This window comes from Bartonella sp. TS82HLJMH (assembly GCF_042193495.1).
Taxonomy (GTDB): domain Bacteria; phylum Pseudomonadota; class Alphaproteobacteria; order Rhizobiales; family Rhizobiaceae; genus Bartonella; species Bartonella grahamii.
This window is the reverse complement of sequence record NZ_JBHILU010000012.1, coordinates 1-23,015: the sequence shown is the minus strand read 5'-3', so window position 1 is coordinate 23,015 and position 23,015 is coordinate 1. Positions and strand designations below refer to the sequence as shown.

The following is a 23,015-nucleotide window of genomic DNA, read 5'->3' as shown; positions in this document are numbered from 1 at the left end:
AAACTTCATTTTTAAAGCATAAGAGAATAATTTTATTGGACAAGATTAACGATGTTTTTTTCTTCTAGGTTCATTGTTTCTTCTGAGAAAACACTCATATATCATATTGACTCAATTTAAAATAAACGAAATTTTTTCCTCGATAAAGATGTTTCTTCTTCTGTTTTCACCCCTGGATCATCAACATTTAAGTGAGTTTGACTGAACATTTTTACATCTTGTTCTTTTATATCTTGTTTCTCCACCTGCACATTATGCAAAAGAGAATCGTCTATAGGTGTTAATTTTTCAAGCTTCTTATCTTCAACACCATCACTTTTTCCCGTAACATACTCTTTGTCTTGCTTTTTCGGCACAATATTGTCCGCCTCTAATGTGAGAGAAGGCATACAGGGAGGCGCCTTCCATTCAAAACCGCCCAAACGTCCACTGATTGGAGAAACCGCTGACCAAGAAGAAAAAATTGACCCATCACACATCCATACTGGATCACGTTCAGCACGAAGTGCTAAAGAAAGCCATTGACGCACAGCACCTTGATTGTTTCCCTGTGCCTCTTCAATATCTGCCAACAATAAATAAACACTTTCCCGTGGATGATACTGTAATGCTTTTTTTGCCTGCTCTCTCGCTAATGCTGTTTCACCAGCATCTAAAGCTGCTTTAGCAATAAGGAAAGCCGATTCAAATGCATCTTTATTATAAGAAGCAAGCGTCTTAGCCCTTTTCAATCGCCCAATGGCTCCTTCTTCTCTTTCGAGATAAAGGAACGCCAAATCAGGATGAGGATCCTTTTGCCAAGCCGCTATAATCATTTTATCCGCTTTACGCGTTTCATTTAACTTATAAAGAATATCAGCAGCAATAACTATAATTGGAACAAAATCAGGCGCCAATTTATGGGCTTTCAAAATGGCTTCACGTGCTTGTACAGGATGTGTATCAAACAAAGAAAGTGCCTGCCCACTTAATAGTAAAACCTGTATATGCTGCCGCTCTGGAGTCGAGCGAACCGAACGCGGGAGAGCTTTTTGCGCTCTTTCAAAAATAGTAAGTGCCTTATCCCATTTACCCTCAGTACTTAACCGATCAAGCACCGCCTGATGCGCCCATAAAAGTGCTGGCGATAAAGTCAGCGCCTCTTCGGCATATTGTTGTGCTGCCTCATAAGCTTTACTCTTCATCGCTTCACGAAACAAACCATAAAGTCCAACCAATTTTGTCGGATCTTCCTTTCTCATCTCCTCATAAAGACCGATGGCGCGAACAGAATTATTTTGTAAAGATAAGGTTTGCGCTTGTAAGAGTTTTACCAATGGCTCTTGTTTTCCTACAAGATATTTAGCAACCTGTGCTTCCATTTTTTGCGCAACCATACTATCACCAGCAAAAGTTGCAAGAATCCCCTTTGAAAGAGCTTCATAACCGCGCTTTTGATGGCGTTTATACAAATAATTGGAAAGAGCACTCGGTAAGGAAAAAAAGAAAGACAATAACCACCATAAAAGCACCAGCGTTACAAAAAGCAAAATAAGCACACTTAACACTGTAAGCAATGAAGCAGAAAATCTGAAATGCAAAAATGTAAGAACAAAAATACCATTGTGATTAGCAACCCACGCGAAAGCTAAACCGAGGATACAAACAACAAAAGTATAAATAAAAACACGTATCATCTTGGGCCTATTTACATCTTTGTTGCCTTAAAAGATCCTTGTTGCACAGACAATAACAATTGCTGCAACAACTGTTGAATAGCAATATGTCTTTCAAGCTGCTTAACAAAATCCATTGAAACATCTTTTGCACTTTGTGGCAATGATTGCCATTCGCTCAAAGCCTTTTCGTAATCACCAGCTTGAATAGCAACTTCCATGCGTGCCGCAATAGCCCCCAGCGTCGTCCCTTCAACATTGCCAATCGGTCGCGAAACAATAAGCCCTTTTATCCACGCTAAAATTCGGTCAAAAAAACCAGCATCTGACGCAACAATATTTTGCGTACCAACAATTGCATCGGCAACATGAGAAAAATCAACAGAAAGTTGTGCTGAACTTGGAAGACCCACAGTAGCTGTTTTTTGCAACACATCAAGTCCATCAATTGAAGGCGATAATTGCTGTAACAGCTTTAATTCATTATTATAAGATCCACCACGCTCTATAGCATTTTTTAATGAACTAATTGCTGTAAAGAGTGCGGTATCTATTTCTCTTTTCTCACTATTTTTAACAGCAGTTTCTTCCTGTATAGCTTTTAACTGTTGTTTTAACGCAGCAAGATCATTTGCATTGCTCTGCCCAACAGACAAAGCCGTCTCTATCTCTTTCGACTCTCTAACAAAAGTTTGTACAGTTTCTTCAAGAGCTTTTACTTTTTCCTCTAAAATCGCAAAAGCTTTTTTGCTTTCTTCTTTCGATAGTTCATCGTTTTTCGTTGTTTTAAACTGCTGTGATGAAAAAGAAGAAAACTCTGTTTTTAACGCATTGATTTCTTGAAAGACCCGCCTCAATTGTTCCTTTGTGTCTTCACCCTGACTTTTTGCGGATTCAGCAATCTGTAAAGCTTTTACCCCTCCAGCAGAATTTGCCACAAAAGGAGAAGAAAAAAAACCGGCCCATTGAAGCCCCATAAAAATTCCCAAAGCAACGAATCCCCCCAAAATCCCAGAAAGGGACAAGAAAAGCCAAGTTGTACTAGAGCTACTTTTATCCTGACCTTGCATATTCTGTTTTTCTCGCGCATGAGACTCTACAGAATTGTGGATTTTTTCCTCTGAATCATGGGGAACAGCTTCATGTTCAATAACTGGTTTCTTACGGCGTGTACCAGCATAATGTGGTTTAACTTTTGGTTTTGAAGAATCGACCATCTCTGTCACTTTTTGTGTACAATTTTTTTAATGATAAAATAATAAAATGAAAAAAGTTTTAAAAATGAAGCTTTTCTCAAATATCTTCATTTGCTTTACATTCTTTTTATAAAGAGTATAACTTTATAGAAATTTTCCAAATCTCATTTTTCTCAATAATATTTACAATTATAGAATTTAATAGACAAGTTTTAAAAAACACATTTGCGTTTTATACTCAAAAATACAGCTTTACTTTTTAATAAACAATATCATGAAATTCAAAGAAAATGCCAAAACACATATTTTTTCATAGAAAAATCAATTCTAAGAGAAACACTTTGCATCTTTTTCTGTTCATGATACGCACACAAGAAAGAAGCTTCAATATAAGGTTTTGTTTAAAATGCGTCTGCTGGGAATAGAAACAAGTTGTGATGAAACGGCAGCGGCTGTCGTTGAATATAACAATGAATCAAACAGCCGAATTCTTTCCAATGTTGTTTGGAGCCAAATTGATCACCATGCACCTTACGGCGGTGTTGTTCCTGAAATTGCTGCTCGTGCCCATATTGAAGTTCTTGATCATTTAATTCTGCAAGCACTAACAGAAGCTAACACAAAGTTAAAAGATATTGATGGCATTGCAGCCACCAGTGGACCAGGTTTGATAGGAGGATTGTTGGTAGGCGTTATGAGCGCAAAAGCACTCTCTCTTGCCACTGGCAAACCATTTATTGCGGTAAATCACTTAGAGGGACATGCTTTAACAGCTGTGTTAACGCACAACGTCAGCTTTCCTTATTTATTACTTTTAGTTTCAGGAGGTCATACACAAACAATCATTGTTCATGGAGTAGGCAACTACCAACGTTTAGGAACCACCATTGATGATGCATTAGGAGAAGCCTTTGATAAAACTGCAAAACTTTTAGGTCTTCCTTATCCTGGTGGACCAGCGCTTGAAAAAGCAGCTTTATTTGGTGATAAAAATCGCATCCCCCTTCCACGCCCTTTAAAAGGTGAAAAACGGTTAGATTTTTCTTTTTCAGGACTCAAAACTGCTGTTCGACAAGCCGCAACAGCCATAGCTCCTCTTACGGAAAATGATATTGCTGACATTGCCGCAAGTTTTCAAGCCGCCGTGACCGATACACTACATGATCGTATTCACCTAGCCCTACAACACTTTACCCACCAATATCCTCTCTCTCATGATCAAGAAAGGCGTTCTCCTGCTTTAGTTGTCGCAGGCGGTGTTGCCGCAAACCAAGCCATTCGCTCTACATTGCAAGAACTTGCCCATCAACATGGTTTTGAATTTATAGCTCCTCCTCTTTCCTTGTGTACCGATAATGCTGCAATGATTGCTTTTGCCGGTGCACAAAAACTCGCACGAGGAGAAACAAGCTCTCTTGAGATTGCACCCCGCTCACGCTGGCCATTAGATGAAAAAGCCATGCCCTTGATCGGGATGGGACGCCGTGGAACAAAAGCATAGTAAAACTGACGTCCCCCACACACATCTTAAAGAACGAAGATTTCTACTCAATCCGGTCTGTAGATAGTCCGAATTCCCTATCGACCGGAATCCACCTGCTTCCCACTCACACAATTCACTTAACCCAAAGCTTGACACGCAAACCTAAATATTCACCACACATTCTAAAAAATTTCATGTTTCAAAAAACTGCCTTATATCATTAGACTTCAAATAGCGGTATTTTACGGCATAATAAGATCTACTCCCTCCCACGAAGCATAGATATGAAAGCCATTCTTTGATCTCATCATCTTTGATCATCTATTCGTTTCATTGCCGTTGTAATCTTAAAGCTTTTTAGAATCAATTTTCTTAATTTTCTCCAAAAAACTCTTATAGTGACCGCATTTCAAACCATAGCTGAAAAGATAAGCAAAGAGCAAAATACCTTTATACAACATGAAATATCAATGGATCGCGTTTCTCTGCTACACGTTATTTTGAAACAAGAAAAAACAGATAATGCCCATTCTTTACCTCATTTTAAAAATCATCGTTGATGGTGTTACAAAAATGCACATGATGAATGCATAACAGTCTATGAAAAAGGAGAACTCATGGCTTATTGGCTTTTTAAATCTGAACCCCATAAATGGTCATGGGAGATGCAAAAGAAAAAAGGAGCTGATGGCGAACAATGGGATGGTGTACGCAATTATCAAGCCCGTAATAATATGCGCGCCATGAAATATGGCGATAAAGGTTTTTTTTATCACTCAAATAAAGGTTTAGAAATTGTAGGCATTGTAGAAATATGTGCTGAAGCACACCCTGATTCTACAAGCTCTGATCCACGCTGGGAATGTGTGGATATCCGTGCACTTTGTGACATGCCAAGACCTGTTTCATTAAAACAAATTAAAGCCAATCCCAAACTAGCAAATATGGTACTGGTTAAAGCCAGCCGCTTATCAGTACAACCCGTGACAGAAGATGAATGGAAAGAAGTTTGTTTGATGGGCAACCTTAAGAGGGAAATGCTTGTATCTTAAAACAATAATTTTTATTCATTAACTCATATAAAAAGATACTTCATAGCGTTGCACAAAAAATCTCTTTATGATGCATCTTTTCAGCATTGCTAAAGGAAAAGCTTACTCAACGATTATAATAAGCAACACCACGAACATCACACACAAAACCCCCTCGCACACAAATGCAACGAAAAAACAAAACTGAACGTGGATAAAAAACAATAAAAATGACCGTGAAATTCTCCTAAACAGTGGATATGTGTTAGGTGTTGCACAGTTCTCCTCATGCTTAAAACACGCTTAAAAACGCATCATATTGAGTGTTCATTGTTTTGCATGTGGATGAGAGCCCCTCATACCGCAGGATTCTCTCATTCCAAACCTGTTTATATTGAATCAATCAAAAGCTATTTTCTTGCACATTACAAGCGGGAAAAGTCCCGTATAGATAAAAAACGTGAAAGAAAGGACTAAAAATTCCTCTTATGAAGAGTCTAAAATGCCAAAAACTGTCCACAACACCCACGAGCTGGCAAAGTGTATGATAGTGCCGACTTTGTTTCTCCATAAGCGTAAAGATGATAACACTCAATGGCTAAAACACGTTCTAAAGCATAAAAAACGCTTCCAACCAATACGTAAAACACTCTGCAGACGGAAATACCTTCTTTTCAGCAAGCAACCATAGAAATTATATAAAGTGTATTTTTTAGAAACGCGCTTTTTTAATTTTCCTCTTTTAATTTTTCTTGCATGAAATCTCATTTTTCACGAAACTACTCTTTACTAATCAGTGCATTAACATGCCTATAAGGAAAAACATGAACCACTATACTCTTTTAATTGTTGAAGACGACGATCTACGCCCCGTTTTAGTAGAACAATTGCAAATGCATCAAGAGTTTGAAATTTTCCAAGCAAAAACAGCAGAAGAGGGAATGAAAATAATCCAAGAAGAAAATATTGATCTTGCTATTTTGGGACTTGAACTTCCTGATCTTGATGGTTGCAAAGCCGTGAAACAATTACGCACCCAAGGATTTCGCGCCCCCATTATCATGATAACAAATTATGATACAGACTGCGATAATATTTTAGATCTTGAAACAGGCGCCAATGATTATGTAACAAAACCCTTTCGCTTTGCGGTGTTATTAGCGAGAATTCGAGCACAGTTGCGCCAATATGAACAAAATGAAGACGCAACCTTTCATATTGGCCCCTATACTTTTAAACTAAGACAAAAACTTCTTCTTGATCAATGCAACAATAAAATCTGTCTCACAGAAAAAGAAGCAGCAATTCTTAAATGTCTCTATTATGCCAATGATAAAATTGTCAGCCGTGAAACATTGTTAGAACAAGTTTGGGGTTATAATGAAAATATTGTCACCCATACTTTAGAAACCCATATCTATCGTTTGCGACAAAAAATCGAAAAAAATCCCTCCAATGCACAAATTCTCATGACAGATCAAAATGGTTATCGTTTAAATCTTTAATTCGAGATTTACTGTTTCAAAAATAATTTTAGTATCTTAAATAAAAACAAAAACGAGATGAAAAAAACCTTCACATATAATGTGCAAAAATTGAAATAAGAAAATCCTTCTATATTTGCGGTTCTTATGCCAATGGCAAAATGATTAATTATCTTTATAAATTAAAATATTTCTCACTTGTGGAGATAAAGCAGGAATAAAAACACGTCGCGATTGACGACGCTGTACCAGCAAACCCTGATAAACACGTTTTTGTGCCTGACACATTAAGAGTCCCCCAAAATAAGGCAAAAGATAGCGTGCAAATGGCTCATAAAAAAATGAGAACAACCGCGAAACATAACCCGTAGAGGGCATATAATGTACAATTTCTTGTATTGGCCCAGAAACAAAATTTGTTTTTTCGAACAAACGAGTAATTTGTTGCCGACTATAAGGCTCGCCATAACCAAAGGGCGTAGTAATATTGCGCGCCCAAAAGCCAGAGCGATTAGGTACAATAACGATCAAGTGGCCATTGGGTGCTAAAACACGCCATATTTCATTCAACGTTTCAAATGAATTTTCTGTGTATTCTAATGCATGTACTAATAAAATACAATCAACTGACGCATCAGGAAGCGGCAAATCTTCTTCAAAAACAAGCGCTGTAGCAACCTGTTCAGCACAAGGCCAGGGTGAAGCACCCTGGGAAGCTGGCATAAAAGCAAAACATTGTTGGGCACGCTCACGCAATGTAGAAAGATAAGGAAGCGCATAACCCAACCCCATAATTCGTTTATCCGTAAGATCAGGCCACCATAAATTCAATTGGTCACACAGCGTCTTTTGTACACGCAGCCCAAGTGCAGAAGCATAAAAATCTTTCAGCGTAACGATATCCAACTCAACATACCATGTAGAAACAAATTTCAAACATTACAGATTTTCATATACCCAACTTATATGGACTTCTGCTCTCTTTCCGCAATAGCGAACATTTCAATATTTCATATTTTAAACTTAAATGATCAAAAAATCAGTACAGCAAGATGATTATTGCGTCACAAGCGCTTTAATCATTTTCTTGAAGATGAGCCCCTTAGAGGTTCTTCGTACACTGTTTCTGACATCAATTAAGAAAAAAGCCAACACTGGTTAATTAAAATGAAGCAATCTTTCAAGATAGTTTTTTTCTTCTTCTGGAATATGCTCTTTACCAAGACGTTTGCGAATTTCATCCAAAATCTGCCGCGTACGCATTTGATCACTTTCTTGCAGTAGTGCCTCACCTTCTTGTTCTTCATCTGTTTTTGAAGAAAGTGGACGTCCTAACGGATCTTTAGGACCAGAATCAGCATTTTGATCATTTCCCGTTTCTTTGAGTGTTTCGCGCATTTTTTTCAAAACATTCTGTGCACCTTGCCTCAAAGATTCCAAAGCATCAGACTGATTTTGTATAGATACCTGATGATTTCCATTATCAAGAGCATTTTCCGCAGAATTCATTTTTTCTTCTGCTCTTTTCAATGCACCCCCTGTTTCAAATCCTTGTTCTGATAATTCTTTTTCTAATGTTGATAATTCAGACTGCAATTCAGCTTGACGTTTTTTTAAAGATTTTTTCTGTGTTTCCGGCACATTTTCTCCGCGTTTTTGTTCCATCTCTAACTGATATGTTTCATTGAGAATTTCTTGTTGACGACGCATTAAATCTCCAAGCTGATCCATCTTTTCTTTCATTTGTGCAGATTGGCTTTTTTCTCCCTCATTTTGATTGCCTTTTTGCACATGCAAATGATCAAGCGTTTGTTCAACTTCCGCTAAGAGTTGTTCAGCTGCTAAAGAAGAGCCCGTTTTAGCCATTTCCTCAATTAAATTTAGCTTTTCTTGTAATGTAGCTTCAGAAAGATTGGGGCTTTTTGAGCTTTTAGAATTTTTAGAAACTTGACTATCTGGTGCTTTTTCAGCCAAAGCACGAATATACTCATCCATAGCTTGACGTAAATCTGACATAAGCCGTTCAATTTCTGCCGCTGAAGCACCGTAACGCAATGCATCACGTAAAGCAGCTTGTGCTTGTTTTAAATTTTTTTGCACCGATTCAAGCTGATTATCTTCAATACCCAAAGCAATTTGCCATAAATAATCCACCACACCACGCAAATCCTCTTCTGTTTGCGCTAAAGAAAGTCTTGTCCACGCACTTTGTAGAACAAGAAAATGCTTCAAATTTTGCAAACCTTTTTCTGGACGCACAAGCAAAGCAGAAAGCATATCCAATACACGCTCTCTCGCAGAAGCGTCAAGCGCTAATAAACGACGCAATTCACTCACCGCACGCGCAACAGGATTTGAAAAAACGTGTTGCGGTAATGTCATAACAAAAGTTTTGCTACGCCCTTTCTGCCCGGCACCATCTTCTGCCACCAAAGTAATTTTGACTTGCGAACCTGCCCATGGATGCGCTGATATATCTTGCACCATCCGCATTTTCCCCTTTCCACCACGCGGAAGAAGAAGCTCTATTTCCGGAGCATTATAAAGAGAAGAAGCACTTTTGTTCTGAGAAAGAAAAGGCTCTATTTCAACAAAAGCCTTTGTCACACCATAATCATCATCCACCACATATCGTAACTCTAACGATCCCGTTAAAATCCGCCCTGGTTTTTCCAGCCAATGAATTGTCGGAAGCGTGTCCTTGATCATCTGCAAATGCCACTGCTGTTTTTTACGACGTGATGATACAAATAAATTCATTGAATGCTTTAAATGTGTTTCAAAATGAGCGATTGGATCATTCAAAGCTGTTTGTTCCGTTTTCTCTGAAAACGAAACTTCCCTCCCATCTTCTACAGACTTTGCTTTTACTGTAACGCCAGCCCCATTGACAACACGCACAACAACATTACTCCCTTCAGGGATTTCTAGTTGTGTTTTCTCATCTTTTGTCAAATAAATCGGTGCCACACCGGTATAAGCAGGTGGTGTTACCCAAGCATCAATCCGCATGAATTTTTCATCAACAACAGGACGAAAATCAAAGGCATCAGCCAAACGCCCCCCTTGTGAACCAAAAGAAAAACTAAAAGAGCACACAAAAAGAAGAACACACAAAGCCCTCAAAGCCAAAGGATCATAATTCGCACTATTAAGAGAGATAAATCCTGTTTTTAAATGGTATAATTGTTTTGCCATTCGACGTTTATGTTCACGCCAAATAACAGCACTAAAATCTTCATCATTTTCAGAACATAAACGATCTGTCTGAGTATTCAAAGGCTGGTGTCTAAGATTATTGACGCGTTCAAGACGGCAATTCACTTCCCGTATTGTGGGAAAACGAAAACGAATAAGAAAAAATAAACTCGCCCCAGCACAAACAAGTATAACCCCAAGTAAGAGCAAATGTGACCAATAGCCCAAAATACCAAAAAGTCCCAACCAGCTAAACGAACAAAAGAGACTAACAACGAGGAAAAATGGCAACAACCGTACCCACATCCGTTCAAATGAAAGGATTACCCACATCAAAATGCGCACACCCAAAAGCTTCATTGCAAAGCCTTTGATGTTTTTATTTTTCATAAACAAGCATTTATCCCCTTTTATCGTGGTGCATTAAGATCATAAACCCCATACAAGACAATTTCTAGAAGTTTCATCAAAGTTTAGTAAAAATAAGACCAAAAACACTTAAGAATGCTCAACCCAATCAGGAATATGATCACATCCCATCAATTGAGCATAATCAAGACGTGGACGAATAACCGCATAACACGTATCTTGAACGAGAACTTCTGGGACCAAAAGTCGGCTGTTATAAGTACTCGCCATCACAGCACCATAAGCTCCAGCTTGCGTAATTGCTAAAAGATCACCAGGTGCCAAAATCGGCAAGTAACGATCTAATGCTAAATAATCGCCAGTCTCACAAACAGAACCAACAATATCTGCACGAATAAAAGGAGCGTCTTTTGCTACTTTTTTCACAAGGACGACATTCTGCCAAGCATCATAAAGCGTTGGACGCATCAGATCATTCATCGCCGCATCTACAATAACAAAATTCCTCCCTTGTCCCTTTTTTAAATAGAGAACAGATGTCATCAGTACACCAGCTTGCCCCACAATACTCCGCCCCGGCTCCACAACAATATTAATCCCCAAAGGAGCAATATATTTCTTTACCAGCGCAGCATAATCAAAAGGAGAAGGTACAGTATGTTGTTCACAACCATAGGCAATACCAAGCCCACCACCGATATCTATATGCGTTATTGCATAGCCATCACTCCACAATTGACGCACACAATCTGCAATAAGAAAGAATGCCTCTTCAAATGGCTTTAAGTCACAAATCTGACTGCCAATATGCATATCAATACCGCAAACCTGCAATCCAGGTAAAGAGTCCGCTTTTTTATAAGCCTCTCTTGCCAACAACAATGGAATACCAAATTTATTTTCAGATTTTCCTGTTGTAATTTTCTTATGAGTCTTTGCATCAACATCTGGATTAATGCGCAATGAAACACGTGCTATCTTTGAAAGCGCAACAGCACGTTGAGATAACTGTTCAAGTTCCGGCTCTGATTCAACGTTAAAACAATAAATATCCTGAGCAAGAGCAAAATCTATCTCTCTCATGGTTTTACCAACACCAGAATAAACAATACGATGTGCCGGAATACCAACAGCAAGGGCGCGCCGTAATTCCCCTTCTGAGACCACATCAGCTCCCGCTCCATTGTTCGCTAAAAGCCGTAAAACTGCTTGATTAGAATTGGCTTTAACCGCATAAGCAAGCAGACTAGGAATCCCTTGAAATGCCTTTTTATAGTCTTTAAAACGTGTAACCAATGCATTGGCGGAATAACAATAAAAAGGAGTCCCCACCTCCTGCGCAAGAACAGCAAGTGAACAACCCTCAGCATGAAGCATCCCCTGATGGTAAGAGAAAAAATCCACACTTTCCTCCTACTTTATCAAACGATCAAGAATAAAAGGTTTATCATCTTCACTTTGAGTAACAGATGTTCCTTGCACAGACTTTTCCACACTTGTAAGAGGCATTTCCAATGACCCTTTACGCCCACACCCAGCGACACAAACGCCTCCTAAAAGGACAATCATCAACCCCTTTAATATAATTTTCATCTGTCCTCTTTCCTCATCTCGATCTCTTTTTTACCTTTAAAATACAATCACTCAAGCGCTCACAAGACGCTTTTTCCAATACGCAATTTGCCGAAGAACCTCTGAAGGTGCTGTTCCCCCAAAGCTTTTGCGACTTTCAACAGATTTTTCAACGGTCAAAACATCAAAAAGTGTCGCATTGATATTAGGACAAATTGCTTGAAGTTCATCTAATGATAAATCCTGAAGGCGACACTGTTTTTTTTCTGCCAATGCCACAGCACACCCTGTGATATGATGTGCTTCGCGAAAAGGAATCCCTGATTCGCGTACAAGCCAATCAGCAAAATCTGTAGCTGTTGCATAGCCAGAATCAGCGACTTGTTTCATAGCTTCTTTATTAACTTTCAAATCAGCAATCATCCCTGTCATTGCTGCTAGTGATAATTCCAAACTCAAAGCCCCATCAAACACATATTCTTTATCTTCTTGCATATCCTTTGAATAAGCAAGGGGTAACCCTTTCATCACCGTTAACAGCCCCATCAATGCGCCATTCAACCGTCCTACTTTAGCCCGCACAAGTTCGGCAGCATCAGGATTTCTCTTTTGCGGCATAATAGAGGAACCCGTTGAAAAAGCATCTGATAAACGAATAAAATAAAACTGTTCACTTGACCAAAGAATTATTTCTTCTGCTAAACGTGAAAGATGTGTTGCACAAAGAGCGCCAGCGCTTAAAAATTCCAATGCAAAATCACGATCCGAAACACTATCAATCGAATTGCGTGTAGGTTCTCGAAAGCCTAGCGCTTTTGCTGTCATAAAACGGTCAATTGGAAAGCCTGTCCCCGCTAAAGCAGCCGCCCCTAAAGGCGATTCATTCATGCGCTCAATGGCATCACGCATCCGCGATAAATCTCGACCAAACATTTCAACATAAGCCATCATATAATGGCCAAATGTTAACGGTTGAGCCAATTGTAAATGCGTAAAGCCTGGCATAAAGGTATCAACATGTTGTTCTGCTCGAATAAGTAATTGCTCTATCAATCCTTTTAAAGCTTGTGCTATCTTTTGCGTTGCTTCACGCACCCACAAGCGAAAATCAACAGCAACTTGATCATTGCGTGAACGCGCCGTATGCAAACGCCCTGCGACAGGACCAATCAATTCGCTCAACCGCGCTTCAATATTCATATGAATATCTTCAAGCTTTCGTGAAAAAACAAATTTACCGTCTTCAATTTCTTGGCGAATAAGTTTCAAACCATGAACAATTTTTTTATAATCTGATTGTGAAATGATTTTCGTTTGCGCTAACATAGCCGCATGAGAAAGGGAACCTTCAATATCTTGTCGATAAAGTTTTTGATCAAAATCAATTGAGGCATTAATTTCTTCCATAATTGCAGAAGGACCTGCCGCAAACCGCCCACCCCACATTTGGTTCTTTAACTTCTCGTCTGTCATATTCTGATAACACCCATACAAAGGACAAAATTATGATTTCTCAAATTTTCATCAGCGAAAAAAACAATAAAAAAAGGCAATTCTTCCTTGCATTCTTTATCATTGCATTGAGTTTATACGCAACCATAAACTACGATAACAAAAGAGAGTTTTTCCTTTTCAATTTCATTTCAGCAGCAAAAGCACAAAAAATAAACATTGACAAAACACGAGCAGAAAAAACGATGGCGATCCGAAAAGCAGCAAAAGGCTTTTTTAGCCACATACGATTTGCTGATACGCCCTCAGATATGAAGAAACTCTCTTTCAAGGATATTCAAGGAAAAGAGCACACACTCAGCGAATTTACTGGAAAACCGATGCTGGTCAATCTATGGGCTAGTTGGTGTGCACCTTGCCGCACAGAAATGCCAGAACTTGCGCAATTAAAACATGAATTAGGTGGAGAAAACTTTGATGTCATAGCTATTAATATCGATAAAACTGCTTCTCCTGAAAAAATTCAGCAATTTTTACAGAATATTCATGCGGATAATTTGCTTTACTATCGCGATGAAACAATGGATATTTTCAACAATGTTAGAAAACAGGGGCTTGCTTTAGGACTCCCCATTACATTTCTCATCGATAAAGGGGGATATCTCATTGCTTCCTTCAATGGTGCAGCTCCATGGGCCAATGACGATGCCAAAGCACTTATAAAAGCTATTATAAAAGAAGCTCTATAACCTAATAACCGCACCGTTTTAAACGTTGTATAACGAGATCCAATGCTGATAAAAAAGCAGAACGGTCTTTACGACAAAAAGAGCGGGGACCACCTGTTATACTGCCCTGTCCCCGCAAATCTTCCATCAAATTGCGCATCGCCAAAGCTTGACCAATTGAATTTACATCAAAAATACGCCCCGTTGGCGAAAGACAAAAACCCCCAGCTTGCACAACCCGTGCTGCTAAAGGAATATCACTGGTAATAACAATACTTGCCTCATGCACATGTTCTACGATCCAATCATCAGCACAATTGAATTCACCAGCAACGACCACTCTTTCAATGAGTGCTTCATCTGGAAGGGACAAAAAACGATTTGCCACAACAAATGTCTTAAGCTGATAACGATTCATCACACGATAAACTTCATCTTTTACAGGACAAGCATCCGCATCAATCAACAAAGTGATAGCAGGCTTTATTGGGATATTCATACCTTGGCTTTCACGCAATAGTTAAGTTCTTTCATTCATCTGAATGTTGCAAATGCTTGCGATAAAACATTATCGCCGCGTTTATTTCTCCTCCCAAAATAAAAATAGCACTCAATATGTAAAGAAAAATAATAGCAACCATAATAGATGCTAACCCTGCATAGGTAGAAATATAATCAAACATTGTTAAATATTGAGCAAAAGCAATTGAAGCCATAAACCATACAAACATTGTCAGTACAATTCCTGGTAAAATATCTATAAACTTCCGCCGCTCTGCTGGTAGCCATTTATGAACAATCAAAAGGCTTACGAAGAGAACAACCGCTGCGATTATGTAACGCCATAGACGAATGAAACCGATATATTCTGTAATGAAAAAAGAATGATTTTGCATAATCTTGATAAGCAGAGGTGTTAAAATCAACAAAACGCTGATCACAATAAGACCAATAGCTCCAAGAATCACAAAAAACAAACTTTGAAAACGACAAAACAACAAGCTACGCCGATCAACAACACGATAAGCTCTATTTAAAGCTGTACGTAACGCTTCTATCCCATTAGAGGCAAAATAAGCCGCCCCAATGACAGAAACTGTCAACACTCCTCCCCGCTGTATGGTTAAAACATTGATAATTTCCTGAGATAAAGGCTCTGCAATGACATCTGGTAATAACTGCACCAAAGCTTTGATTTTTTGCGGTGTATATGTAAAAGCACCAAGAAAACTGGCAAGAGAAGTTCCAAAAATAAAAAAAGGGAAAAATGCTAAAAGCCCAGAGAGCGCGACATGGCTTGCAAAAGCACTCCCGTTATCACGCCAATAATGGCTTACTGCATCAACAAGGATACGATAGCTATACCAAAAGATATTTCTTAACAAATCTCAATACTTTCTGGTAAAACTCTTCCTCTGTCTATTTCAAGCTTTATAAAAATCATCAAAACTCTGCAAACAAACATTTCCCAATTTTGCAATATAAAGGGCAATAATCAATACGGTCAAGCCTGACTTTATACTAAAACTCAAACTCACTATATGAAATTCTACAGCGACTTCATTTTTTTGTCTCTTCTATAGATCCGTAACCTCTTCTGTACATCACATGCCCTATAGAAAGCTAAGCACGATAATCTTGCACACATAAAACCTTTTGAAGTCATGGTTATCTGTATAAAAGCAATCTCCACTCTTTTTTATTGTAATTTATGACTGAATAGAGAAAAAACTTCTTATCGATTTCTAGAAAAAACCAATGAAATTCAACAAAAAATCTTGCTTTTACTCACCCTTTTTTAGAAACACTCTGACGTCCAAAATCAGGAGCATCAATTTCCTGTCCAGCATCAATAATATTGCGACGTACAGCACGCGTACGTGTAAAAAAGTTAAACAATGTCTCACCATCTCCTAAACGAATTGCCTGCTCTAAAAAAGCAAGCCCCTCACTAAAACGGCTCAACATTTCTAAAATAGCATCCTTATTATGCAAACAAATATCACGCCACATAACAGGATCAGAAGATGCTAAACGCGTGAAATCACGAAAACCGGAAGCGGAATAAGCAATGACTTCTGAATTTGTCACTTTTTCTAAATCACTCGCTGTCCCGACAGTATTATAAGCAATCAAATGCGGCAAATGCGAAACAATAGCCAAAACAAGATCATGGTGTTTAGGATCCATCTTTTCGACACGCGCACCACAAGCTTCCCAAAACGCTGTTAATTGTGCGACAGCAGTAGCATCACTCTCAGCAAAAGGCGTTAAAATACACCAACGATTCATAAATAAATCAGCAAAACCAGCATCCGGTCCTGAATATTCTGTTCCAGCAATTGGATGCCCTGGAATAAAATGAACCGTTTTTGGCAACAAAGGTGCCATTTCCGCAATAACCAACGCTTTCGTAGAACCAACATCACTCACAATCGCTCTAGGTTTTAAATGATCACGAATGTTTTTTGCTACTTCTGCACTAGCCCCAACAGGAACAGAAATAATAATCAAATCTGCTCCTTCAACAGCTTTTGCATTATCTGTCGTATAAAAGTCCCCAAGCTCCAATTCACGCGCTCTTTTCAGAGTTTCTGAACGACGCGTTGCAATAGAAATCTGAGCCGCAAGATTTTTCTTTTTAATAACTCTTGCTAAAGAAGACCCAATCAGACCGATTCCAATGAGTGCTATTTTTTCAAATTGAATATGGGGCATCTTTCACCTTCAAAGATTCTTTGCAAATGGCAATAAAGAATAACGCAGTTTACCAATCATCACCTGCACAAGCTGACAACAGATCCTTTTACATAGAAAACACATAAAAAATAAATGACGAGAAATCTAACATCACGCTCTAAAACTCCCACTTAGTTACTGATCAAAGCGCATCACTGAAACAAAAATTAAATGCACTCTCAATTAAGATAACAACGACTCTACATAAAATCTCATCAGTTTACTTTATCTTACTAAATTACTCACAAAAAACACATCAAAAGCGTAAGCAGACACCAACTCTTTCCCAATTATCCCGATACGTTCATTAATTTGTACATTAGACCTATATAAGAACGTATTACGCCTCTACCTACAACATCAACACAAGTTTTGTGAATATTGAAAACACCGTAAAACAACGCATACAAAAAATACCATTAAAAACATTTTCCTCTCCCGATTCCTGATACCGTAAATTAAATAAATATGAGAAAAACACGCCCTCTCAATAAAGAAAAAGCTTGATAACAAAACACCAAACATCCCTTTAATGGAGTCACACGCCTCACGTAAAACAAAACGCTTTAACAGAATAGATTTGGATTACAAATTCATGCGTTTGTTTTAAAAAGACATCTCTCCCCCCAGCCTATCTCACGACAGTGTTCGTAAATATTATAACTATAAATCCATTAAGCACGACCATCTTCACACTTAATAAAACACTATCATTATATATCCCTACCCCCAAATGTTGCAAAAACCCTTGGAATTTGAGAGCATTTATAAGAGGCATTTTTAGTGCTTTCTTGCACAGTTTTTATCCACACGCCCCCCACTTATGACGTGCAAAAAACATCGTTTTGATTGATTCAATATGAAAAATGATGAGTTATTAATAATAAACAATGGCTTGCTCTGTTTATGAGACACCTTCATTGCTAAGATAATCATCTCTGTATCAAACATAAAAGTCTCCCCATAGGTACTGTCGTTTTCATCATAATCTATTTTTATTTCTCCTCATCCCACGAAGATTCTTAATTCATACCGATCTGCAAACAATTCATTTTCTTGTCTAAAAGGTTCCACTGATTCACTATTTTAAGTGATTAAATTAATCTATAATATATTGATTTATAAATATAATAATTGTTTTTCAATTATGAATCATAACTTCAAGTACGGTAAAATTCTTCCATCACAAATCCTCTTATCAATTAAAATCTCGTGTCTGCACGTCACAAGAAGACATGTGAGAAAAAAATGATGCAAAACGCTTTCTAATGCCAAAAACTGTAACAAATTAGAGACTAGACAAATATATGATGTTGCTCTGGCTTGCACTTTTATTAAGCGTAAAGATAGAGATGCTCTATGGATTTTATATTCTTCACGTAGCACTTTACCATTATACCATTCACAAAAGCCGTCGCGAAATAGATATGACGCGCATTGAGAAATATTGCTAAGAAAGCGTATAAATGTGTCTTCTGTTGTTTGAGATGCTCTGTTTTGCCTGAAGGGTGTTACCCCATTAAGGCACTACACACCAGCCTAATATTCACCACATACTCACACAAAAACACCGAATGCGTAAAATTTTACCTGGGCTCTATATCACGAACCAACAGTGTTTTACGACACAACAAGATAATAAAACGGTGTAAAAACTGCCTTTCGAAGATAAATAATTTTTCTGAAGAAAAGTTTCTATAAAACTTTTAAGCTCTTCAAGAGCATCCTCAAAACCACAACTAACCTCTACTTGATAACACAACAGTTTTAATTGCTGAAAATACCTCTTTGCCATATTAAAAAAATAAAAAATCATCATATTTCTAAACTGTTAAGCTACTATCTGGCGTCGTGCAATAATTGTAAGCCCTAACAAGACTTGACGAATGATAGCTTCACCTAAAAGTGGATTTTTACGACTGTCTAAAACAGCACTCTGAATTCTTTCCATTGCATAAGAAATCTGTTCTAACTTCCAATATTTTAAAGCTTGTTCAACTGTCTTTTTCCGTTGAAAAAAAATGGGAGGCCGTGCTTGAGAAACCACCGTAAAAGGCGATTTTCCTTCAACCTCTACTTGATAACGCAATAGCTGTAATTGCTGAAAATGCCTTTGTGCTGCACTCAAAATAAAAAAAAGCGCCCCATGCAATGCTGCATGTCGGTTAAAATGCACTTCAAAGCCTGATATATTGCCCAATAAAAGAGCATCAATGACTTCATCTTGAGAAAGAGCACTGACATCGCTTACAACAGCTTTCACATCTTCAAGAGTAATATGAACATTTGCAGCGTAAAGACAAAGCTTTTCTAATTCACTTCGTGATACAAGGCGATCCGCCCCTAAACTTTCATGCAACCATCTACGTGCATCCAAAGAAAGAGTCTTCTTAAACTGCCCTAAAACCTCATCAATCAAACCGTCAAGAGAACGCATATCATCTGCAAAACAGGGCAAAGCCATTGCTTTTGACGCCGTTTCAACAGCATTGCGCAACCCTGTTCCTTTTTTTAAATCCCCTGATTCAATGAGAATAAAACAGGCTTCTGGTGGCTTCTCAATTAAAAGTTTTAAGGCAGAAAGAAAACCTTTTTGGTTAGCAGCATTAGCGATCCATATCAAACGATCTCCCCCAAAAAGCGATAACGTACGCGCTTCATTTTCCAAACGTGCAGGATCTTTATCAATTTCAGCAGCATCTAAACGAATTGTCGAAAATGGATCTTCTATTGCTACCTTTGTAAGTTTTGCAAAACATTGTGCACGCTCACAAACAAGACCACGATCTGGCCCATAAATGAGAACAATAGGAAAAGCACGTGAAAAACGCGTTAAAAACTGATCAACTTCATGTGCTTTTTTCTGAACCACATTATTAATCCATTAACAGTTCATCATCATCAAGAACTTCCCCGCGAACTTTCTGAAACATGCCAATTAAATCATTGACATCCAAGCCCTTACGCTCTTCATGACAGACATCCAAAATCACTTTTCCACCATGCAACATCAAGGTGCGATCGCCATAATCAAGAGCCTGACGCATAGAATGAGTCACCATAATAGTCGTTAACTTTTTATCTTTAACGATTTTTTCAGTCAACCGCATCACAAAATCAGCCATTCCAGGATCAAGCGCTGAGGTATGTTCATCAAGCAATAAAACATCCGCATGAGCTAATGTTGCCATCACAAGGCAAACAGCTTGGCGTTGCCCACCTGATAAACTGTCCATGGGATTATGAATATATGCTTCAAGACCAATGCCTAATTGAGCAATTTTTTGTCGAAAAAATTGCCGTTTCACATGGTTTAAAGCCGAACGCAAACCACGACGACTTCCTCGAAGAGCAGCAAGAGCCAAATTTTCTTCAATTGTTAAAGAACCACAACTGCCTATCAAAGAATCTTGAAAAACACAAGCAACCTTTCCAGCGCGTTCACTGACTGATTGCCTAGAAACATTTTGCCCATTGATAACTACTTTCCCTGTTGAGGGAAGCGTTGCACCCGCTAAAACACTGAGCAAAGTTGATTTACCAGCGCCATTTGAACCGATAACCGTAACAAAACTACCCTGATCAATTTTAAGGTTAATATCAATTAAAGCCTGTTTTTCCAAAGGTGTTTGTGGTTTAAATGTAACCCCAACATGAGAAAACTCAATCACGTTTACGCCTCCTCCAATAGCGTGGCACAATAAGGGTTAAAATAACCAACAGTGAAGTAATCAACTGAAGGTCTGTCGACGTATCAATACCAATTCCATGTGCTTCAAATGCAAATTGCACCGCCACACGATAAAGCACAGACCCCACAATACAGCTGACTATAATCCAAAAAATATTACGCGTACGAAATAAAGTTTCACCAATAATCACAGCTGCCAACCCAAAAACAATTGTTCCAATTCCACCGGTAATATCCGTTGCAATCGCAGTTTGAATATAAAGAGAACCACCAAGTGCAACACAGGCATTTGAAAGCCCCATACCAAAATAAATTAACGCCGACGTATGAACTCCTTGAGCTGTAGCCATCCGTGGATTAGCTCCCATTGCACGCATAGCAAGACCTATTTCACTTTCCAAAAAACGCCAAATCAAAAACGCCACAACCAGCAATACAGTACCAATGAAAAGAGGACGCACAAAAATATCAGACAAACCAAACAGATTATAAAAGGGCGTTAACGCCGTATCAGCAAGCGCTAAATTAACATTAGATCCTCCCATAATTCCCATAATACGAAGATTAACCGTATAGAGCGCTGACATTGTTAAAATAGAAGCCAAAAGATTCAAAATACCAAAACGCAAATTCAACATAGCTGTTAATAAACCAGCTACCATGCCTGCACAAAAAGCACATGCCATAGCTGCCCATGCATTAAAACCTAAAAGAATCAAGACACCACAGACACAAGACCCAAGAAGAAATGAGCCATCAACTGTTAAATCAGGAAAGTCCAAAACGCGAAAAGAGAGATAAACCCCTATAGCCACAAACGCATAAATAAGACCTAATTCCACAGCGCCAGAAAACGCAAATATATTCATGTAAAGACAATCCCCATGAAAACTTAACGTATTTTATTGTATCAACACCCTATCTAATGAACGTCATTGAATCACTTTTGTCGCACGATCAATAACTGCCTGCGGAATAACAATCCCCGCTTTTTCTGCTGCTTTCATATCAATTCGAATGTCATTATTAGCCGCCTGCACAACATCAATATCACCAGGCTTTTCACCCTTTAGAATACGCACAACCAACTTCCCAGCATCAACCCCTACATCATAGAAATTCACACCTTGCGTCATAAAAGGACCGCGTCCAATAGAATTAGCATCAACAGTAAATATAGGAACATTTGCTTCCTGTGTAACCTTTACTGCACCCTCTAAAACAGAAAGAACCGTATTATCAGCAGGAATAAAAATGATATCTACCTTACCAATTAAAGCCCGTGTTGCTGCCTGAACATCTGAAGGCTTTGGTGCTGATGAAGGAATGATTTCAATTCCAACTTTTTTTGCCGCATCCTTTAACACCTTAAGTGTTGAAACAGAGTTTGCTTCAGAAGCATTATAAAGATAACCAATTTTTTTCAAATCTGGTTTTACTTCTTGTAAAAGTTTAACACTTTCTGCAACATCTATACGATCAGAACTTCCCGTCATATTACCGCCAGGTTTGGTAAGCGAAGAAACGATTTTAGCTCCTATAGGATCAGAAATCGCCGCAAAAACGATAGGAATTGTTTTTGTTGCCGCAAGCATTGTTTGTGCTGAAGGCGTGGTAATTGCTACAATAACATCAGGTTTATCACCAACAAATTTACGTGCAATTTGCGTCGCTGTTGAAATATTGCCTTGCGCTGATAAAAAGGTGAGTTGAAAATTTTTACCTTGCTTATAACCATTTTCTGCAAGAACATCTTCCACACCTTTACGAACTGCATCCGCAGCAGGATGGACCATAATTTGTGTTAGTGCAACTTTAATGTGTTTAACTTGGTCATCCGCTTTTGCAACACTGTTCATCATAAAAACAGCTACAATGATAATCCCTAATATATTTATTCTCTTCAACATTACACTCCACCCCTCTCTATGCAAAATTAAAAAAAGAATAATCTATTACTGAAGAATCTTCTAAAATCAATCTTTATTTCAATTTATTAAAACATGGACAAAATAAATCAAACTAAAATGATATTTTTTTGTTGCAATTCGTAGAAGCCTACGCCATACAGGCAAGATATATATCGAATCGGTAAGCGGGTGTAGCTCAGGGGTAGAGCACAACCTTGCCAAGGTTGGGGTCGTGGGTTCGAATCCCATCGCCCGCTCCATTGAATTTTGTATTTATTCGTTCTTGCGTGGAGCTGTAGCTTGCCAGCAGGTTTTGTATATTTTGCCACTAAGTTTTGTACCAATTTATTTTTTTCAAAGTTTTTTTTAAGATTCGTAATTCCTTGTGAAGCATCTATTGGATTTGGGTTTTAGATTATCAGATAACAATTGTAGCTTGTCAGCGGGTTTTGTATATTTTGCCACTAGGTTTTGTACCAATTTATTTTTTCTCAAAGAGTTTTAAAG

18 protein-coding genes and 1 tRNA gene are annotated in these 23,015 nt (G+C 38.3%); 5 read left to right on the top strand and 14 right to left on the bottom strand.

Annotated elements, in window-relative coordinates; genetic code table 11:
• Positions 1-116: 116 nt before the first annotated feature.
• Positions 117-1,676, bottom strand: coding sequence for a heme biosynthesis protein HemY (locus tag ACFIKO_RS06775; protein WP_375619137.1), 1,560 nt, complete (start codon positions 1,674-1,676; stop codon positions 117-119).
• An 11-nt stretch (positions 1,677-1,687) separates the two neighbouring features.
• Entirely contained in the window at positions 1,688-2,872 is a 1,185-nt protein-coding gene (locus tag ACFIKO_RS06770; protein WP_375673573.1) for a COG4223 family protein, read from the bottom strand.
• A 385-nt stretch (positions 2,873-3,257) separates the two neighbouring features.
• Between ACFIKO_RS06770 and tsaD the strand changes: the two genes are divergently transcribed.
• The 3 genes from tsaD (at position 3,258) to ACFIKO_RS06755 (ending at position 6,870) form a co-directional block, all read left to right on the top strand.
• Positions 3,258-4,352, top strand: a complete 1,095-nt coding sequence (gene tsaD / locus ACFIKO_RS06765) for a tRNA (adenosine(37)-N6)-threonylcarbamoyltransferase complex transferase subunit TsaD (protein WP_375673572.1) — start codon at positions 3,258-3,260, stop codon at positions 4,350-4,352.
• Between the two features lie 599 nt (positions 4,353-4,951).
• The gene (locus ACFIKO_RS06760; RefSeq protein WP_375673571.1) at positions 4,952-5,386 is read left to right on the top strand and encodes an EVE domain-containing protein; all 435 of its coding nucleotides are present in this window, start codon (positions 4,952-4,954) and stop codon (positions 5,384-5,386) included.
• An 803-nt stretch (positions 5,387-6,189) separates the two neighbouring features.
• Positions 6,190-6,870 carry a response regulator transcription factor gene (locus ACFIKO_RS06755; protein ID WP_375619141.1) on the top strand — a complete coding sequence of 227 codons (681 nt, stop codon included), beginning with the start codon at positions 6,190-6,192 and terminating at the stop codon, positions 6,868-6,870.
• 144 nt (positions 6,871-7,014) lie between these two features.
• Here the strand turns inward: ACFIKO_RS06755 and ACFIKO_RS06750 are convergent, their stop codons facing one another.
• From ACFIKO_RS06750 to argH, 5 genes are all read right to left on the bottom strand, one after another.
• The gene (locus ACFIKO_RS06750; RefSeq protein ID WP_273787593.1) at positions 7,015-7,785 is read right to left on the bottom strand and encodes a class I SAM-dependent methyltransferase; all 771 of its coding nucleotides are present in this window, start codon (positions 7,783-7,785) and stop codon (positions 7,015-7,017) included.
• Positions 7,786-8,007: 222 nt separating this feature from the next.
• Complete coding sequence (locus ACFIKO_RS06745) at positions 8,008-10,437, bottom strand: TIGR02302 family protein (protein WP_375673570.1); 2,430 nt, start codon at positions 10,435-10,437, stop codon at positions 8,008-8,010.
• Positions 10,438-10,545: 108 nt separating this feature from the next.
• On the bottom strand, positions 10,546-11,820 hold the full coding sequence (gene lysA, locus ACFIKO_RS06740; protein ID WP_375619143.1) for a diaminopimelate decarboxylase: 1,275 nt from the start codon (positions 11,818-11,820) through the stop codon (positions 10,546-10,548).
• A gap of 9 nt (positions 11,821-11,829) precedes the next feature.
• The gene (locus ACFIKO_RS06735; RefSeq protein WP_015857071.1) at positions 11,830-12,009 is read right to left on the bottom strand and encodes an LPS translocon maturation chaperone LptM; all 180 of its coding nucleotides are present in this window, start codon (positions 12,007-12,009) and stop codon (positions 11,830-11,832) included.
• Positions 12,010-12,060: 51 nt separating this feature from the next.
• Positions 12,061-13,461 carry an argininosuccinate lyase gene (gene argH, locus ACFIKO_RS06730; protein WP_375619145.1) on the bottom strand — a complete coding sequence of 467 codons (1,401 nt, stop codon included), beginning with the start codon at positions 13,459-13,461 and terminating at the stop codon, positions 12,061-12,063.
• Between the two features lie 32 nt (positions 13,462-13,493).
• Here argH and ACFIKO_RS06725 point away from each other — a divergent pair, with 32 nt between their 5' ends.
• The gene (locus ACFIKO_RS06725; protein WP_375619146.1) at positions 13,494-14,189 is read left to right on the top strand and encodes a TlpA disulfide reductase family protein; all 696 of its coding nucleotides are present in this window, start codon (positions 13,494-13,496) and stop codon (positions 14,187-14,189) included.
• Position 14,190: 1 nt separating this feature from the next.
• On the opposite strand, the gene ACFIKO_RS06720 is transcribed toward ACFIKO_RS06725, so the two are convergent.
• The 7 genes from ACFIKO_RS06720 to ACFIKO_RS06690 form a co-directional block, all read right to left on the bottom strand.
• Entirely contained in the window at positions 14,191-14,667 is a 477-nt protein-coding gene (locus tag ACFIKO_RS06720) for a YaiI/YqxD family protein (RefSeq protein WP_375619301.1), read from the bottom strand.
• 31 nt (positions 14,668-14,698) lie between these two features.
• Positions 14,699-15,553 carry a YihY/virulence factor BrkB family protein gene (locus ACFIKO_RS06715; protein WP_375619147.1) on the bottom strand — a complete coding sequence of 285 codons (855 nt, stop codon included), beginning with the start codon at positions 15,551-15,553 and terminating at the stop codon, positions 14,699-14,701.
• A gap of 403 nt (positions 15,554-15,956) precedes the next feature.
• Complete coding sequence (locus ACFIKO_RS06710; protein WP_375619148.1) at positions 15,957-16,886, bottom strand: prephenate/arogenate dehydrogenase family protein; 930 nt, start codon at positions 16,884-16,886, stop codon at positions 15,957-15,959.
• Between the two features lie 1,852 nt (positions 16,887-18,738).
• Positions 18,739-19,779 carry a DNA polymerase III subunit delta gene (holA, locus tag ACFIKO_RS06705; protein ID WP_375673569.1) on the bottom strand — a complete coding sequence of 347 codons (1,041 nt, stop codon included), beginning with the start codon at positions 19,777-19,779 and terminating at the stop codon, positions 18,739-18,741.
• Between the two features lie 4 nt (positions 19,780-19,783).
• The gene (locus ACFIKO_RS06700) at positions 19,784-20,578 is read right to left on the bottom strand and encodes an ABC transporter ATP-binding protein (protein WP_375619150.1); all 795 of its coding nucleotides are present in this window, start codon (positions 20,576-20,578) and stop codon (positions 19,784-19,786) included.
• Positions 20,571-21,467, bottom strand: coding sequence for an ABC transporter permease (locus ACFIKO_RS06695; protein ID WP_375619151.1), 897 nt, complete (start codon positions 21,465-21,467; stop codon positions 20,571-20,573). Before ACFIKO_RS06695 ends, ACFIKO_RS06700 begins: the two co-directional genes overlap by 8 nt.
• A 63-nt stretch (positions 21,468-21,530) precedes the next feature.
• A complete protein-coding gene (locus ACFIKO_RS06690; protein ID WP_375619152.1) occupies positions 21,531-22,508 on the bottom strand; it encodes an ABC transporter substrate-binding protein in 978 nt (325 codons plus the stop codon).
• Between the two features lie 185 nt (positions 22,509-22,693).
• Here ACFIKO_RS06690 and ACFIKO_RS06685 point away from each other — a divergent pair.
• Positions 22,694-22,768 (top strand) — tRNA-Gly (locus tag ACFIKO_RS06685).
• Positions 22,769-23,015: the final 247 nt, after the last annotated feature.